Consider the following 16,652-nt stretch of genomic DNA (forward strand, 5'->3'; position numbering starts at 1 on the left):
CGTTGCTCCTTAGGTGAAGTTAGCTGAGGCTGAGTGCGTCGGACGGGCTGTAGGTGCCGAGCGCGGTGATGAGTTTGGAGGCGGAACCGTCCGCCGGCGACTGCACGGCGGCGACGGTAGCCCAGGTCGCGACCTTGCTTGGCGTCGCGCCCTTGACCTGCACCCGAAGTGCGGACGAAGCGACGGTCTGGCCGCTATCGTCCTTGCCGTCCCAATAGAAGGATGCGTCGCCGGCCGGCCGGTCGCCAAGCGCGATCGACTTGACGACATTGCCGCTGGCATCGACCAGATCGACGCTCGCGCCGCTGGTGGCGGCGGGCAGGGTGATCTGGCCTGCGTACAGGCCGTTGGCGTCGGGCGCGGCGATATTGCTCTGGACCAGCATCGACCGGCCGATCCAGCTCGCCGCGTCGCCGATGCGCGATCCGCCAAGCTGCGACTTGATCGCGGCGAGGTTGGCGTTCATTTCGGCGATGCCGCTCGAATTGGTGATGGTCGCCATCTGCGAAACCATCTGCGCATTGTCGACCGGCTGGAACGGGTCCTGCGTCTGCATCTGCGTGGTCAACAGGCGCAGGAAATCGGCCTGGCCCATTTCGGACTTGCCGGTGCCCACGGTCTTGTTGCCATTATAGACATTGAGGCCCGCGCTGTCGGTGACGGTGGAGGTCGTCGTCATTTCCCGATCCTTATGGTTTCCATCATCAGGGATTTGGCGGTGTTGAGCACCTGCACGTTGTTCTGGTACATCCGCGCGGTCTCGATCATGTCGATCAGCTCGGCATTGCTATCCACCGCCGCTTCCCAGACATCGCCATTCTTGTCGGCGAGCGGATGATTGGGGTCGTGGCGCTTGGTCGGCTGCGCGCTGGTGGTGACGACATTGGCGACCTTGACGGTCGAAACGCCGGGGCTGTCGGTCACGGATTCGAACACCGGCTTGATCGCACGATAGGCGGTCGCCGCGCTGCCGGTGACATTGCCGGCATTGGCCATGTTCGACGCTGTCGTATTGAGCCGCATCAGCTGAGCGCTCATGGCCCGGCCGGCGATGTCGAACACGTTCATGGGTCCCGAACCGCTCATGCTCATTCTCCCTTCAGCGCGCGCGTGATGGTGTTGAGGCGACCTTCGAGGAAGGAGAGGGTCGTGCGATATTTGACGGCGTTCTCAGCGAACAATGTCTGCTCGGTGCTCAGTTCCACCGTATTGCCATCCAGGCTGGGCTGCAGCGGCACGCGATAGCCCATGCTGTCGTCTGCCGCCTTGGACAGGCTGGCGGCCGTGCCGCCGGCGGCGCTGGTCGCTTTCTTCAGCGCAGCGTCGAAATCGATGTCGCGCGCCTTGTATCCGGGGGTCGAGGCGTTGGCGATGTTCGACGCGAGCAGGGACAGGCGTTGCGAGCGAAGCGCCAGCGCCTTTCCATGGATCCCGAACAGATTGTCATCCAACGACATTTCGACTTCCGTTCCCTTTTGCCCGCAGGCGCTAAAGCTTGGCCCACTCCTGCCGTTCTGATGCTCAAGGGCGTCCGGCGAGGGTGTTCCAGCCTGATATCCGCAAGAGCCGTGCCAGTTTTGATCTGGCGTGGCCCGGCACGTTGAATGTCGCGCAAATCTGCGGCTTTCACGGCTGCTGGCGGCAAGGGCGGCAGAAATTTGCCGGTCGGCGGCAGCGGCTTGCCGCCTTGCCGATGGCGCGCAGCGGGGGTGAGTTTTTCGATGATCGAAACCATGGGCCATCTCTTCGATCCCCTGACGCTGGCGGCCATGGTCGCCGGGATCGGGCTGGTCGCGCTGTTCCAGAACGGGCTGGCGGCGCTCGGCCGCGCCTTCTTCGCGATCGGGCCGCTTTGCACCGCCGACCCCTCTCGCGATCGCGATGCGGCGCGCGCGGCGATGCTCAAGATCGATCAGGTGGCGCAGTTGCGCGGCCTGTCCTGCACCGACCGGGTCAAGACCGCCAATCCCTTCCTGACGCAGGCGGCGCGCAAGCTCGCCAACAGCGATCGTATCGACCTGTTCGAACGCTGGGCGGCGCAATCGCTCGCCGATCGCGCACAACGCCACGCCAGCGCGCGCAACGCCTGGCTGTCGATCGCCGACGCCGCTCCGGCGCTGGGCATGGCGGGCACGATCATCGGTCTGGTCGGCATGTTCGCGGCGATGGACGATCCCGCCGCGCTCGGCCCCGCCATGGGGCTGGCGCTGCTCACCACTTTCTACGGCGTCGTCATCGCCAACATCATCGCCGCGCCGGTCGCCGCGCGCCTCGCCGACCTGTCGGAGCGCGAGCTGGCCTGGCAGCAGGAGGTGATCGACGGCATGCTCTCCATCGCGCGCCGCGAACATGCGCCGGTGCGCCGGGCCGCGATCCGCGAAGTCGCATGAGCGCAGCCCCCTCGCTTGCCCGGCGCAATCGCTGGTCGATCAGCTTCGCCGATCTGACCCTGCTGCTGCTCGCCTTTTTCGTGCTGTTGCAGGCCAGCGGTCAGCGGCGCGACGCCATGCTCGCGGGCCTCAGCCGGCAATTTGGCGGACCTGCGATGCGCGCGGGCGTCGAACTGCGCGCGGCGGAGCTGTTTACCCCCGGCGAAGCCTTTTTGACGATCGCCGGCCAGCAGCGCCTCAGGCAAGTGGCGAGTCAGTTCGCACGCGAGCCGGGGGGCCTCGAAGTGCGCAGCCACGGCTCCGACGCGGCGCACCAGCGTTTCGACGACTGGGATCTCGCCGCCGCCCGGCTGGGCGCCGTCGCGCGCGCGCTGAAGGCCGACGGCATTGCCGGCGAACGTCTGCTGATCCGGGGGCTTGATCAGGGCGGCGAGCGCGCCAGCGAGGGGCAGATCATTCGCATCGCGCCGGGCAGGGTCCGTCGATAAACTGGCATGAATATTGCTGTATCAATGTCATGACTGTGCCCATATCGGAGCCGCCCGTGACCAGATTGACCGCCATTCTTGCCGTGACGCTTGCCGCCATCGCCGCGCAGCCCGCCGTGGCGCAACAGAAATTCGAAAATCTCGACCGGTTGGACGGCCTCGTCGCGATGACGGTAGGCGCGAATATGGGCGAACCGGGCGGGCCGATCGCGCCGGTCGATCGCCGTCTTCGCCTCGCGGCCTGTCCGACCACGCCTGCTGTCGACGGGCCGGTCTTCGGCGCGGCCATCGTCAAATGCGACGCGCTCGGCTGGCGCATCCGCGTGCCGCTGGCAGCCGGTGGTGCAGCGGGCGTAACCGGACCCGTCGGCCGTTACGCTTCGGCCGCGCGCGCCCTGCCGAAACAGGCGGTGGTCAGGCGCGGCGATCCGGTCCAGCTCACCGCCGGCAACAGCAGCTTCAGCGTCTCGCGCGTCATGCTGGCGGATGAGGATGGCGCGATCGGCGAGACGATCCGCGTGCGCGAGGACAAGAAATCCGCGCCCATTTCCGCGCAGGTTGTCGACGCCGGTATCGTCCGCATTCCGGGATTTAATGATTTTTGAACATATCCGTATATAGTCTGCATGGGACGAACGAAGGATAGAAGCATGATCAAGTCAGTCGGCCAGGGCATCAGCGCCGCCATCGAGGCGACCCGCTTGCGCGAAAGCGGCAAGACCCGCTCGGCTGCACCGGCCGGATCGGCCACGGCCTCCTCGACCGAATCGGCCAGCCCGGCGGCCCGCATGGCGGCGCAAGGCGCGCCTGTTGACCTCGACCGCATCGCCGCGATCAAGGCGGCGATCTCGTCGGGCAATTATCCGGTCGATGCGGCGGCGATCGCCGACCGCATGCTCGCCCTCGATCTGCCGGTAGCCGGCTAAGATCATGTCGCTCGGCCTCGCCGCCCTCGACGATCTTTTTCACGCATTCGAAGATCTGCGTGATGTGCTCGACGGGTTCGACGCCGCCGCCATCGACGCCGCGAGCGCGCGCGTGTCCCAGGCCGCCGCCACGGTTCGCGCGATCGGCGCGTGGCGCGCCGACCCCGCTATTCTCGAACGACTGAGCACGCTTTTGCCGTTGCTCGAATCGGCGCGCATCCGCACCAGCTTGCTGCACGACCATGCCGCCCAGCGGCTAGCCCTGCTCGCGGCCCATGGCGCCCAGTCCGCGCCGCTCGTCTACCGCCGCTAAATCCAATTAATTTCGGTCGTTATAAGCGCTGTAAAGCGCGCTCCTCGCCGCGCGCGCGTGCGCCGCGCCAATATAAATAAGCGCGCGTTAACCAAATCTTGGCACAAGCCTTGCTCTAATGATCCCCGTAATAAGTGGGGATTGTTCAATTGTCGGCATTTGCAGACATGGCCGTATCGGGGGCATCGACAGGCAACCGCGTGACCAACGCGATCGCCATGGCGTCGCGCCGCACCGGCGTCGACTTTTCCTATCTGCTCGGGCAGGCCAAGATCGAGAGCAGCCTCAATCCCAACGCCCGCGCCGCGACATCCTCCGCGACCGGCCTTTATCAGTTCGTGGACCAGAGCTGGCTCGCCGTCATCGACAAACATGGCAGCGACTATAATCTGGGCTGGGCCGCAGATGCGATCAGCCGGGGGGCCAATGGCCGCTATTATGTCGCCGACCCCGAACTGCGCCAGCAGATACTCGACCTGCGCAAGCACCCCGAGACCGCTTCGGTCATGGCGGCGCAGCATGCCGCCGACAACAAGGATTATCTCGAAGCGCGCCTCGGCCGCGAAGCGCAGCCCGTCGATCTTTATCTCGCCCATTTTCTCGGGCTGGGCGGCGCATCCAAATTCCTGTCGGTAAACGACCGGTCGCCCAACGCGACCGCCGCCTCGATCTTCCCCGCCGCCGCGCGCGCCAACCGCTCGATCTTCTACGATCGTGCCGGCAACGCGCGGAGCTTCGCCGACATTCGCGACCGTTTCGCCGCCAAGCTGCAAAAGGGCGTCGATTCGATCGGCGGCGGCGCGATCCAATATGCCGACGCATCGCTGCCCGACGGCGCGAAGACCGTGCAACCGGCCGACTATGTCCGCATCGAAACCCAACGCCTCGCCAGCGCCGCCGACGTGACCGCCGTGCCCCAGCCGCACACCGCGCGCCTCGCCTATCTCATGCTCGCCACCCTCGGAAGGTAACGGCCCGATATGACGCCTGCCCAAGTCAAAGCGAAGATCTGGATGAGCGCCGCCAAGGGCGCGGTGCTGCCGGTCGCCACGCTCATGGTCGTGCTGTTCATGATGGTCCCGGTGCCCGCGGTCATGCTGGATATCGGCTTCATCACCAACATCATGATCAGCCTTGCGGTGCTGATGGTGGCCTTGAACGCCGCCAAGCCGCTCGATTTTTCCAGCTTTCCCACGGTATTGCTGTTCGCGACCCTGCTGCGCCTCGCGCTCAACGTCGCCTCGACCCGCGTCGTGCTCGTGAACGGGCATGAAGGCACCGATTCGGCGGGTCATGTGATCGAGGCGTTCGGCCATTTCCTGATCGGCGGCGACTATGTCGTCGGCATCTTCGTCTTCGCGATCCTGATGATCATCAATCTGGTCGTCATCACCAAGGGCGCGGGCCGCGTCTCCGAAGTCAGCGCGCGCTTCACCCTCGACGCCCTGCCGGGCAAGCAAATGGCGATCGACGCCGATCTCAACGCCGGTCTGATGACCCCCGAAGAAGCCAAGCTGCGCCGCGCCGAAGTCGCGACCGAAGCCGATTTCTACGGTTCGATGGACGGTGCCAGCAAATTCGTGAAGGGCGACGCGGTCGCCGGCATCCTGATCCTGGCGATCAACATTCTTGGCGGCATCATCCTTGGCGTCGTCAGCCACGGCCTGTCGATGGCCGACGCCGCGCAGACCTATATATTGCTCGCCATCGGCGACGGCCTCGTCGCGCAGATCCCCGCGCTTCTGCTGTCGATCGCCGCCGCCTCCATCGTCACCCGCGTCAAGAGCGAACAGGATCTGTCGGGTCAGGTCGCGGGCCAGTTCGGCTCCAGCCGCGCCTGGATTCCGGTGGCCGCGATCATGGGTTTCCTCGGCGTGCTGCCCGGCATGCCGCATATGATCATCCTGCCCGCCGCCGCCTTCGCCGGCTTCATCGCCTGGCAGTTGCGCAAGACCGCCAAAGCCAAGGCGAACGCCCCCGCACCCGCGCCGCCCGCCGAAAATCCCGCGCTGATCGAATGGAATGACGTCTCCGACGGCGCGATCCTGGGCCTTGAGATCGGCTATGGCCTCATCGGCCTGGTCGACGAGCGCAAGGGCGCGCCGCTGATGGCGCGCATCACCGGCATCCGCCGCCAATTGTCGAAGGAACTCGGCTTCGTCGTGCCGATGGTCCGGGTGAAGGACAATCTCGCGCTCGAACCCAATCAATATCGCATTACCATTGCCGGCGTGGTCGTCGGCGAGGACGAAATCTGGCCCGAGGACCTGCTCGCACTCGACAGCGGGGCGCTGGACGGCACCGTCGCCGGCCGCGCCGCCAAGGACCCGACCTTCGGCCTCGACGCCGTGTGGATTTCGCAGGCCAAGCGCAGCGAGGCGGTGGTCGCGGGCTATACCGTGGTCGATCCGCCGACGGTGGTCGCGACCCATCTCAACCAGCTGATTGCGATGAACGCCGCCGAAATGTTCGGCCTGGACGAAACCCGCAAGCTGCTCGACAATCTCAAGGACGCCGCGCCCCAACTGGTCGACGGCCTGACCCCCGCGATCCTCAGCCTAGCGCAGATCAGCGCGCTGTGCCGCGCACTCCTCGCCGAGGGGATCGCGCTCAAGGATTTCCGCCGCATCTGTGAGGCGATGGTCGACGCCGCCCGGCCCGACATGAACCTCGACCAGCTCGTCGAAGCCGTGCGCCAGCGGATCGGCGCGCTCATCATCCAGGGCCTCGTGCCGGTCAAGATGCCGCTCCCCGTCATCACCCTCGATGGCGATCTCGAAGCGCTGCTGGCGCAGGCGATGCGCATCGCGGGCGACGCCCGCCACCCGATCGAACCCGCGCTCGCCAACCGCATCATCGAAGCGGTCATCACCGCCGCGCGGCCCATCCTGGGGCAGGCGCGCAACTTCGCCATCGTCACCTCGCCCGTGGCGCGTCGTGCGCTCGCCCGCCTGTTCAAGCCGCACCTGCCCGAAACGCCGGTGCTGTCCTTCCTCGAGATCCCCGACGGCAAGGGCGTGGAGGTCGTCGCCGTCGTCGGCGGGGAACAGCGGCCCGTGCCGCGCCATGATCCGGCGCCGACCCGCGAACGCGTGGCGTAAAGAGGAGCCGCCTTATGTATTTGAACAAGATTTCGGCTGGCGCCCACACCTATGGCAAGCCCGGCGACAACAGCCCCGAACGGCTCGCGCGCCAATATATGCCGCTCGTCCGCAAGATTGCCTGGCACGTCCATGGCCGGGTTTCGAGCGCGATCGAGATCGAGGATTTGCTCCAGATCGGCATGGTCGCGCTGGTCGAGGCAGCCAACAGTTTCGAGGATCGCGGCCTTGGCTTTGCCGCCTATGCGCAACTGCGCGTGCGCGGTGGCATGATCGACCATCTGCGCCGTCAGGCGACGCTCAGCCGCTCCGCCATGGCGCAGCGCAAGCAACTGGCGTCCGCCCGCAACGCGCTCGAACAGAAGCTGGGTCGTTTGCCCACCGAAGCGGAAATGTCCGCCGCCATGGAAATGGAGCCGTCCGACTATCGCGAAATGGCCGACGGCGTCGAAATGATCCAGCACACCAGCATGGACGAGGTCTATTCCGACCAGTCGATGTGGTTCGCCGACGTCGAGGACCGCGCCGACGACGTTATGGAGCGCGAGTCCCTGAAAAAGGCGCTGGCGGCCTGCATCGGCGAACTCCCCCAGCGCGAGGCGCTGGTGCTGCAACTCTATTTCGTCGAGGAACTGAACCTGGAGGAAATCGGCCAGACGCTGGACATCGGCGCGGCCCGCGTATGTCAGATCAAGAAGGCGGCGCTCGACAAATTGCGCGAGAAGCTGCGTGACTGGGATTGAGGGGGCTCGTTAGCGTCCCCACGCGATTAAAAGCCACCCCGTCTGAATATCTCCCAACCGTCCAGCCCACTGAACACCGGACAGGACCAGCACCCCCCAACTCCACCCGTCATCCCGCGAAGGCGGGCATCCATGGTGCCCCCACAGCTGCTCCACTCAAGGAAAGCTGAGTCCCCGCCTGCACGGAGATGACGGGAAGGAGGTTCAGCTGACGGGCGACTATCGGGTGCACGATCGAGGAACCCACCAATTGCGCACCAGCGTTTTTTACGTCGCTGGATGACTGCAATTAATTATAATGTTAGGCGGTCCAAATATCGCTCAGGATCAGGCTCGATGTTGATGACAATGTCGCCAACAGCACGGCCGATGTAGCCCCGCTGCCATCAGCGTCGAAATTCAGTTCATGGGTTGCTGCGTTCCACAGGAAAGTGGGTTTGGACGTACTTGCCTGGTCATTGGTGACGAAGTCCGTTTCGGCGATCGTCAGCGCAGCCGCGGGGCCTGCGATATTGCCGAAGCCGAACCAGTAGCGGCTAACGGTGATGTGATCGACGCCCGAGAGAAAATCGGTAATGATGTCACCGCCCTCATTAGGTTCCGGCGTGCCAAACTCGTTTAGATGATCATAATGGGACAGGTAGTAGAAATCGTCGAACCCCGAACCACCCGTCAAGATATCCTGCCCGGCACCGCCATAGAGGCTGTCATCACCCCCGCGTGCGTCAAGATGGTCATTTCCTTCGAACCCAGCGAGCTGGCTGCCAGAATTGTCAGCGCCGATGACATCGTCAAACGCCGATCCCCAGATGCTTTCGACGTTCACAAGCCCGTCGACCAATGCATCGCCGAAATTATTATTGATGTTGTTTAGGTCGATCGCGATCCCGTAGTTTTGGCCATCGACCATATTGTCCTTCGCGCCATGCGCGGCGACCGAATAAACCGATGCGGTTGCATCACGATAATAGGCGACGTCCATACCGTCGCCGCCGTCCATCAGATCGTTGCCCGCGCCACCAATCAGCACGTCGTTACCCGCGCCGCCTACCAGATAATCAGCGCCCGCCTGCCCGAGCAACCAGTCGTTACCGGCATTACCGATGATGGTATTATCGGCGCCGTCCCCACTCAATATATCGCCGAAATTCGATCCGATCAGGCCGCCGATGCCGACATATCTGTCGCCCGCCGCCTCGCCCATATTGCCGTCCAGCCAGGTGAGGTAGGCATGAACGCCGGTTGCTGCGTTTGTATAGTCGGCGTAGGAATATCCCCCTTCTCCGTTGAGCAGGTCGGCCCCTGTGCCGCCGTCAAGAATATTCTGGTCGCTACCGCCGATCAATATGTCGTCGCCGCCCCCGCCCAGTAGATAATCATTGCCACGCCCGCCGGTCAGGATGTTGGCCTGGTCGTTGCCGGTCAGCTTGTCATTGCCGATGCCGCCGACGATGTTCTCGATTGATGCCAGTCCGTCGAAGCCATTGGTGTTGCCTAAATTGGCATCGGAAGGCATGCCGTTCGACAATCTGATATCAATGCTCCATCCGGTCATGCTGTAGTCGGCCGTGTCGTTGCCGTCGCCACCGTCCAGATAATCATTGCCTTCGCCGCCAGCCAGAATGTCATCGCCCGCGCCGCCCAGCAGCACATCGTCACCACCGCCACCAGCCAGATAGTCGTTGCCATCCAGGCCCGATATCTTGTCGCCCCCGTCCGTGCCCACAATTGGATCAGGTCCATTAGTTCCGACCAACTGATTAAGGGATCCGCCGATCACCCCACCACCAAAACTCCTGTCGAGCGCGCCATTCGCATAGAAGCGCTCAAGCACGAAATCGCTGCCCGAGCCGCCAAGCACCATGAATTGCCCATTGGACAATATTTCGATGTCGGCACCGCTTGTGATGCCGTGCACGGCCTGATTAAACACCGCCGTACCATTATTGCCGAAATTGGTGTCGTAGGTGAAATTCGGGCTCAGCGCGCTCAAGTATCCGCCCAGAAGGATCAGTCCGGAATCACCGCGAATATCAAACTCTGGCGTCCCCACCAACGACCGCGCATAGTTGCTCCCGTCGGCGTTGAATTGCGCAACATAATTGGTCGAAAAGCCAAACGAATTGCTGATATAGGTGCCGCCGAGTGTGACACGGCCCTGTGCATCTGTTTCAAGATCGCCGATATAATGTCTGAATGATCGCGGGCCGCCGCCATCAGGATCGGCCCGGCCATCACCACTCCAGCTTGTATCAGCTATACCGTCCGGTGTGAGCCCTAGAACAAAGATGTCGGAACTGCTCGTGATGCCACCAGTGAGGATGCGGCCATTTGCCTGCACTGTGACGTTATAAAGCACGAAGGGCTGCGTGCCCTGTAACGGGGGGCTCAAAATGCCATCGCTGTCGAAGCTGCTGTCGAGCGAGCCATCGTTGTTGTAGCGCAAGATCACGCCCGTCGTGCCGCCGCCCTGACCGACCGTCAGAATTTTTCCGTCAGCCTGGAGGGTGACGTCGTAGATCAGCTCGTTGCCGCCCAGGTCGGTTGTAACCCGCCCGTCGCCATCAAAGCTGCTGTCTAGCGACCCATCCACATTATAGCGAACGATCGCGACATTACCGTCCGCGACGCCCGCTGCCACGATCTTGCCATCGCCCTGCAAGGCGATGCTGCTCAGATGATTTTGCCCGCCAATGGCGGTTATGACCCGGCCTGAATTGCCAAAGGAAGTGTCGAGCGTTCCGTCAGCATTATAGCGGACAAGGGCGAAATTACCGTCGGAATTGCCCCCCGCCAGGAATTTTCCGTCGGACTGGCGGACGAGGCTGAGCCCTTCGTCGGAACCACCCAGGTCTGTGACTACAACACCGTCCGCCATCGTCTGTCCTCTCATCCCTCGCAGTCACACTGACTGGAATAAGGGTATTAGACAGACCGGCAAGGAATACTTGCGCACAATGTTTACTTTATATCTTCAGCCACTGTCTATGGTCCAGCGCAAATCAAACACTACATAGCGCGCTGGCGCAATACCTCGCGCCTCTTGACCCGAACCAGCAAACGGAAAGCCCCTTATGAGCATCAGGATCGGCATCAGCAGCGGCCTGACGGCGCCCCACTCGCCGGACGACTATTGGCGCTGGGTCGATCTGTGCGAGGAGGCGGGCATCGACAGCATCTGGCATTCGGACCAGCTTGTCGGCCCGGGCGTTGAGCCGATCGCGATGCTGGCCGCCCTTGCCGCGCGGACGAAGAGGCTGCGCTTTGGCACCAACGCGCTGGTGGTGCCCTATCGCGACCCCCTCGTCGTCGCCAAGCAGTTCGCGACGATCGCTTTCCTCGCGCCGGGCAGACTCCTGCCGGTGTTCGGGGTCGGCGGGCCGTTCGACCCCTATTGGGCCGCGACCGGCCAGCCGCCCAAAACTCGCGGCCAACGCTCGAACGAGGCGATCATCCTGATCCGCGCCCTGCTCGAACAGGAAAACGTGTCCTTTACCGGCGCGCATTTCCGCTATGAGGGCGCGGGCGTTTCGCCTCGGCCGGCCAAGCCGCTGCCGCTCTGGATCGGCGGCGATTCAGAGGCTGCGATCCAGCGCAGCGCGGCGATGGGCGACGGCTGGCTCGGCGGCTTCACCACGCCCGCGACGGCGGCCGATGTGGTCGCGCGGATCAGGGCGGCGCTGTTGGAAACGGGGCGCAGCATCGACGCCGATCATTATGGCGTGACGGTGCCGGTCCGGATCGGCGGCGCGCAGGACCCGGCGGTCACGGCGCAACTGCGCGCGCGGCTGAAAATCGCCGACGACATACCCGATGCCGATCTGTTCGCCACCGGCAGTCCCGAGCAGGTCGTCGCCCTGTTTCGCCGCTTCGTGGAGGCGGGCATTTCGAAATTCGTCGCCCTGCCGATCGCGCACGACCCGGCCGACCTGCTCGAACAAACGCGCCTGGTGGCGACCGAAATACTGCCCCAGGTCGAACAGCGTTAGGCTTAACCACGGCGCTGTCCTATTTCGTCCGAACCATGTAAACTGAATGCGGTTCTTTAAATTGTCCGGCAATGATGGCGGCCGCGCTCCTATTTCCGGCGGTCGATGACTTTTCGAAAATTACGCGATCAAGCAATAAATGCCAACGATGTGCGGGAAATATGCGAAGTTAAGCCCGGATCACCCGTCATTGGCCGGCGCCGCCTCATCCTTTTTCCGCGCGAACACCCGCCGCGCCAAAGTCCAGCGATGCCGCAGCGGCTTATAGCCCTGCGATTGCCACCAGGGGTCGGCCACCTGGAACAGTCCGCTGCGTTCGGCGCGCGCGCCCATATCCTTACGTGCCGTCACCGCCGCCAGCACGGGCGCTGCGAACAGCCCCGCAACCACAGGCATGATCCAGCCGACGGAATCCGCCCGGATCGCCAGCGCGAGCAGGCCGGCGCCCAGCATCAGATGCCATTTGAACAGCCAGATCGCGCTGGTGATGGCCATCCCGTCGCGATCGCGGGTTTGGCCGTTCCAGCTGCTTTTGCGCCCCAGCAATATGCCGAACAGGTTGATCGTCTGGGTCAGCATCGCGACCGGAGCCATCAGGATCGACAGGGCGATATCGACGATCACCCCCCGCGCCATCCGCCCCGCCCCGCCAAAGCCGATGCGCCGTGCGGGATCGGCCACGGCCCAGATCATGGCGAAGAGCTTGGGACCAAATAACAGGATGGCGGTCAGCGCCAGCAACCCGCCCGATGGCAGCACGGCGGCGGCGGGCCACATCCCCGCGACCGCCCCGCCCAGCACGACCAGCATCAGCGCCAGCCACAAGGGCGATGTACAATAGGCGGACGCCCCGACCAGCAACTGGAACCGGTTGACCGGATGCAGACCGGCGATCTTGCCGATCAGCGGCACATGCTGGATATTGCCCTGGCACCAGCGCCGGTCGCGCGTGAACAGGTCGGGCATCGCCGGCGGAAATTCTTCGAAACTATCGTCGGCGCTCACCATATGCACATCCCAGCCGCGCCGCCGCAGCAACGCCGCCTCCAGCATGTCGTGGCTCATGATATGCCCGCCGAACGGCGCGCGCCCCGGCAGTTCGGGCAGCCCGCAGCTTTCCGCAAAAGCCCGTACCCGGACGATGGCGTTATGGCCCCAGAACATGCCCTCGCTGCCCGCCCACCAGATCATCCCGGCGGCGGAGGTCGGGCCATAGAGACGGCTCGCAAATTGCTGCCAGCGTGCAAACAGCGTCGTCGCCCCCATGACGGTCGGCACCGTCTGGATCAGGCCGACATGCGGATGGCGCTCCATATCGACGGCGAGCCGCGCCATCGTCTGCCCGCTCATCACGCTGTCGGCATCCAGCACGATCATATGGTCATAACCGCCGCCGAACCGCTGCACCCACTCGGCGATATTGCCGGGCTTGCGCCCAATGTTCAGCGCCCGGCGACGATAATAGACCGGGCGGGAGAAGGCGGCGCGCATTTCCTCATAGGCCTTGCGCTCGACCGCGCCATTTTCCGGGTTGGAATCGGACAGGATGAAGAACTCGAACCGTTCGCCCCCCATCACCCGCGTCAACGACCGCTCCATGATCGACAGCCGCCCGAGCACGCCCAGAAAATCCTCATTGCATACCGGCAGCAGGATCGCGGTCAGCCCCGCTAGCGGCGTCGTGACACGCGGCGAATAAGGGCGAACCCCCCGACCCTTGCCTATGGTCAGCAACAGGAAACCGATCAGGCTGGTCGCGAAACCAAAAGCGATCCACGCGAACAAAGGAATGAACAGCGCGAGATAGACGCCCTCCCACAGCGAAATGCCATCGAGGCCGATCGAGCGGCGCATTTCATGCGCAGCCATCGACGCCGGCAGCAGGGCGAGCAGTACGACCAGCATCCGCCGCGCCCACAGGTCGATATTGACGGGACGCGAGGGACCGGGGGCGGGGCGCGCCGAAAAATCCTGCACCGGCATCGCGATCGGGGCTGGCGCCGGCACATTTTCGAACGCCGGGGGAAGGGCGCTGTTATCCACCGCTATTTCCGCCGCGGTTCGGCCTTCGGTGGCTTTCATTGCGATTCCGTTCATGACTGATTCGATATCGAAACCGATCGCCCGCCTGCGGGTTCCGTTTACGCACCGAGCGGATAATGCACATATTCGCTGAACGGGGTCTGTCCGCTCCGCAATTGAAGGCGAATATCCGCCGTGCCGCCTTGCGCATGGCGGACGTCGAGAACGACACGATAGAAACCCCGCTTCCCCACTATCGGATAGCCAGCGCGCTTCATCAGGCTGCCACCGTTTACATCGGTCCAGATATCCGGCTTCGCGCCGTCCGGCACGCCGGAAAAATCGACGACCAGCCGCTCAACGCCCTGGTCGTCGGCCGCGCCTCGCCGGATCGCGTCGACCAGTGCGATGCCACCGGCCGCAGGCGCGGTTGCCGACGACCAGTCGAGCCGATAGCGGGCATCGATCCGCGCACCGGCGCGCGGCGGAACGGCAGGCGTCCAGTAGGCGGCGACATTATCGACATATTCGCTGGTCGTTGGGAATTCATAGAGGCGCACCTGCCCGCCACCTTTCGGTGCGGCCGGGGTTGCCCACAGCGAGGGACGGCGGTCGTAAAAGACCCCGTCGTCCTGATAATGGTCGAAATCCCGGTCGCGCTGGAGCAGGCCGAAGCCGGGGTTCGATGGTTCGACGAAGATGCTGGCGCGCGGCTGGGATGGGTTGACGAGCGGTCGCGCATGCGCCGTGCCATCTGCGGAACGGATGGAGAGCATGTCGGAATCATGCACTTCGGGTCGCCAGTCGGACGCGCCTTGCGCGCGACTGGCCTGATCGTGCCAGAACATGCTGGTCATGGGCATGAGTCCCAGTTCCTCGATCGCGCGGCGAGGAAAGAGCGCAGCCGTCACATCCTGCCGCACGCCCTGCGGCGTCAGGCTGTTGACGAAGCGGAAGGCTCCCGTGATCGATGCGCCGTCCAGCAAGGCATGAACGGTGACGCTGGTCGGGCCGGAGCGCTCAAGCCAGAAATGGGTGAAGCGCGGAAACTCTTCCTTGCCCGGTAGGCTGGTGTTGATCGCGATCCCCCGAGCCGACAGGCCGAACTGCTTCTGCGCGCCGGCCGCGCGGAAATAGCTCGCACCCAGAAAAGCAAGCCAGTCGGCGTCGCGCGCCGCGTTCATGATGCGGAAGCCGGCAAAACCCGCATCGGGGCCGAGCGCCGCCACGGCATTGCCGCCGGGTGTTTCGAACAGGGCGGGGTCGTAACGAAGCGGCGTGGCGTGGCCGTTCTCCACGAGCGCGATCGTCACCGGCTGCGGCGCGGTGGCGCTCAAGGGGAACAGGCGGATGCCGGTGTCACCGGGCAGATCGCCCCAGATCGTCCGCTCGTCACGAAAGCGGGCCTGGTTGATCGCGTCATAATCCACATAAGCCGCGCGCGGATGCGGCGGCATATCCTCGAAGGGAGTTCGCGACTGGCGTTGCGCGCGGGCGACCAGCCTGTCCCATGAAAATATGTCGGGTCGGTCTTGTGCGAGAAGGGGGCGGGGCAGGAGCAGCGCCGCGCCGGAGGCGGCGATCATGGCGCGTCGGTCGATCAGGGTCATGCCCCCATCATGGGTGCTGGAGCCCGCTTTGCAAGCCATTGCGGCACCCAAACGCGATGAAGCCTCCGCCCGGGGGGACGGAGGCTTCGGATGTGACCGTTCGATCGAAGATGTCGCGTCCGGCCCGGTGGGGACTGTTGATAGGCGGGGCGACTTGACGGGCTGGCGGTGGCCAGACCTCAACCCGTCAATTCTTGTCGGCTTAGCCGATCAGCTTGAGCACGCCCTGCTGGCTCTGGTTCGCCTGGGCGAGCATCGCGGTGGACGCCTGGCTCAGTATCTGCTGCTTGGCGAGCGCCGTCGTTTCGGCCGAGAAGTCGGCGTCTTCGATGCGGCTGCGGGCATCCGTCAGGTTGGTGACGTTCGTGGTCAGGTTGTTGACCGTCGATTCCAGGCGGTTCTGGGCCGCACCGAGCTTGGCCTGCGCCGTCGAGATGTCCGACAGGGCGGTGTCATACAGCGCCAGGGTCGACGTGGTGGCGGATGCGGCGCTGACGGTCGCGGTGCTGGCGCCAACGACGGCGGAGAGGCCGATGCCGCCCAGCGACAGGCTGACCGTGTCGTTCGCGGTCGCGCCGGCCTGGATCGTGACCGTGGCGGCCGATGCGGGGAACAGCGAGATGCCGTTGAACTTGGAGTTGGTCATCGTCGTGCTGATCTGCGTCGACAACTGGTCGAGTTCCGACGTGATGTTCGTCTTGGCGTTGGTGTCGTTGGTGCCGTTCAGCGCCTGGACGGTCAGTTCCCGCATGCGCTGGAGCATGTTGGCGACTTCGTTGAGCGAACCTTCCGCCGTCTGCGCCAGGCTGATGCCGTCATTGGCGTTGCGGATGCCCTGGGTCATGCCCTTGATCGAGGCGGTCATGGTGGAGGCGATGGCGAGGCCGGCGGCGTCGTCCTTCGCGCTGTTGATGCGCTTGCCGGTCGACAGGCGCTCCATCGCGGTTTGCAGCGATTTGGAGGCCATCGACGAGGCGTTGGCCGAGCGCAGCGCTGCAGTGTTGGTTCCGATAACAGTCATGGGTTTCCCTTTCCATTCAATATCAGGTCGCTGCCACGCGGCGCTTGCG

The 16,652-nt window shown here is 64.2% G+C and carries 16 protein-coding genes; 9 read left to right on the forward strand and 7 right to left on the reverse strand.

What is annotated here, in order from left to right; genetic code table 11:
• Positions 1-19 precede the first annotated feature (19 nt).
• Genes WG907_RS03465 through flgB form a run of 3 tightly spaced genes read right to left on the reverse strand, consistent with a single transcriptional unit; the run spans position 20 to position 1,457 of the window.
• Positions 20-679 (reverse strand): flagellar hook assembly protein FlgD, encoded by a 660-nt coding sequence (locus WG907_RS03465; RefSeq protein ID WP_340231202.1) that lies wholly within the window; start codon positions 677-679, stop codon positions 20-22.
• Positions 676-1,086, reverse strand: coding sequence for a flagellar basal body rod protein FlgC (gene flgC / locus WG907_RS03470; protein WP_340231203.1), 411 nt, complete (start codon positions 1,084-1,086; stop codon positions 676-678). The genes WG907_RS03465 and flgC overlap by 4 nt, the downstream gene beginning before the upstream one ends.
• A 2-nt stretch (positions 1,087-1,088) precedes the next feature.
• Complete coding sequence (gene flgB / locus WG907_RS03475; protein ID WP_340231204.1) at positions 1,089-1,457, reverse strand: flagellar basal body rod protein FlgB; 369 nt, start codon at positions 1,455-1,457, stop codon at positions 1,089-1,091.
• A gap of 264 nt (positions 1,458-1,721) precedes the next feature.
• Here flgB and WG907_RS03480 point away from each other — a divergent pair, with 264 nt between their 5' ends.
• The 8 genes from WG907_RS03480 to WG907_RS03515 all read left to right on the forward strand — a co-directional run bounded on the left by WG907_RS03480 (position 1,722) and on the right by WG907_RS03515 (position 7,961).
• Positions 1,722-2,390: a motility protein A gene (locus WG907_RS03480; RefSeq protein ID WP_340231822.1), complete on the forward strand. Its 669-nt coding sequence runs from the start codon at positions 1,722-1,724 to the stop codon at positions 2,388-2,390.
• Positions 2,387-2,878 carry a flagellar motor protein MotB gene (locus tag WG907_RS03485; protein ID WP_340231205.1) on the forward strand — a complete coding sequence of 164 codons (492 nt, stop codon included), beginning with the start codon at positions 2,387-2,389 and terminating at the stop codon, positions 2,876-2,878. The genes WG907_RS03480 and WG907_RS03485 overlap by 4 nt, the downstream gene beginning before the upstream one ends.
• Positions 2,879-2,934: 56 nt before the next feature.
• On the forward strand, positions 2,935-3,483 hold the full coding sequence (locus tag WG907_RS03490) for a flagella basal body P-ring formation protein FlgA (RefSeq protein WP_340231206.1): 549 nt from the start codon (positions 2,935-2,937) through the stop codon (positions 3,481-3,483).
• A gap of 45 nt (positions 3,484-3,528) precedes the next feature.
• Positions 3,529-3,804: a flagellar biosynthesis anti-sigma factor FlgM gene (gene flgM, locus WG907_RS03495; RefSeq protein ID WP_340231207.1), complete on the forward strand. Its 276-nt coding sequence runs from the start codon at positions 3,529-3,531 to the stop codon at positions 3,802-3,804.
• Between the two features lie 4 nt (positions 3,805-3,808).
• Positions 3,809-4,117 (forward strand): hypothetical protein, encoded by a 309-nt coding sequence (locus WG907_RS03500; protein WP_340231208.1) that lies wholly within the window; start codon positions 3,809-3,811, stop codon positions 4,115-4,117.
• A 167-nt stretch (positions 4,118-4,284) separates the two neighbouring features.
• Positions 4,285-5,088: a lysozyme family protein gene (locus tag WG907_RS03505; RefSeq protein WP_445326772.1), complete on the forward strand. Its 804-nt coding sequence runs from the start codon at positions 4,285-4,287 to the stop codon at positions 5,086-5,088.
• Positions 5,089-5,097: 9 nt separating this feature from the next.
• Positions 5,098-7,218, forward strand: coding sequence for a flagellar biosynthesis protein FlhA (flhA, locus tag WG907_RS03510; RefSeq protein ID WP_340231210.1), 2,121 nt, complete (start codon positions 5,098-5,100; stop codon positions 7,216-7,218).
• A gap of 14 nt (positions 7,219-7,232) precedes the next feature.
• Positions 7,233-7,961, forward strand: a complete 729-nt coding sequence (locus WG907_RS03515; RefSeq protein ID WP_340231211.1) for a FliA/WhiG family RNA polymerase sigma factor — start codon at positions 7,233-7,235, stop codon at positions 7,959-7,961.
• A gap of 301 nt (positions 7,962-8,262) precedes the next feature.
• On the opposite strand, the gene WG907_RS03520 is transcribed toward WG907_RS03515, so the two are convergent.
• Positions 8,263-10,839, reverse strand: coding sequence for a delta-60 repeat-containing protein (locus WG907_RS03520; protein WP_340231212.1), 2,577 nt, complete (start codon positions 10,837-10,839; stop codon positions 8,263-8,265).
• Between the two features lie 196 nt (positions 10,840-11,035).
• Between WG907_RS03520 and WG907_RS03525 the strand changes: the two genes are divergently transcribed.
• Entirely contained in the window at positions 11,036-11,950 is a 915-nt protein-coding gene (locus WG907_RS03525) for an LLM class flavin-dependent oxidoreductase (protein WP_340231213.1), read from the forward strand.
• Between the two features lie 180 nt (positions 11,951-12,130).
• Here the strand turns inward: WG907_RS03525 and mdoH are convergent, their stop codons facing one another.
• From mdoH to WG907_RS03540, 3 genes are all read right to left on the reverse strand, one after another.
• Positions 12,131-14,032 carry a glucans biosynthesis glucosyltransferase MdoH gene (gene mdoH, locus WG907_RS03530; RefSeq protein ID WP_340231214.1) on the reverse strand — a complete coding sequence of 634 codons (1,902 nt, stop codon included), beginning with the start codon at positions 14,030-14,032 and terminating at the stop codon, positions 12,131-12,133.
• A gap of 59 nt (positions 14,033-14,091) precedes the next feature.
• A complete protein-coding gene (locus WG907_RS03535) occupies positions 14,092-15,582 on the reverse strand; it encodes an OpgD/OpgG family glucan biosynthesis protein (protein ID WP_340231215.1) in 1,491 nt (496 codons plus the stop codon).
• A 202-nt stretch (positions 15,583-15,784) separates the two neighbouring features.
• Positions 15,785-16,603: a flagellin N-terminal helical domain-containing protein gene (locus WG907_RS03540; protein WP_340231216.1), complete on the reverse strand. Its 819-nt coding sequence runs from the start codon at positions 16,601-16,603 to the stop codon at positions 15,785-15,787.
• Positions 16,604-16,652: the final 49 nt, after the last annotated feature.

This window comes from Sphingobium fluminis (assembly GCF_037723805.1).
Lineage (GTDB): Bacteria > Pseudomonadota > Alphaproteobacteria > Sphingomonadales > Sphingomonadaceae > Sphingobium.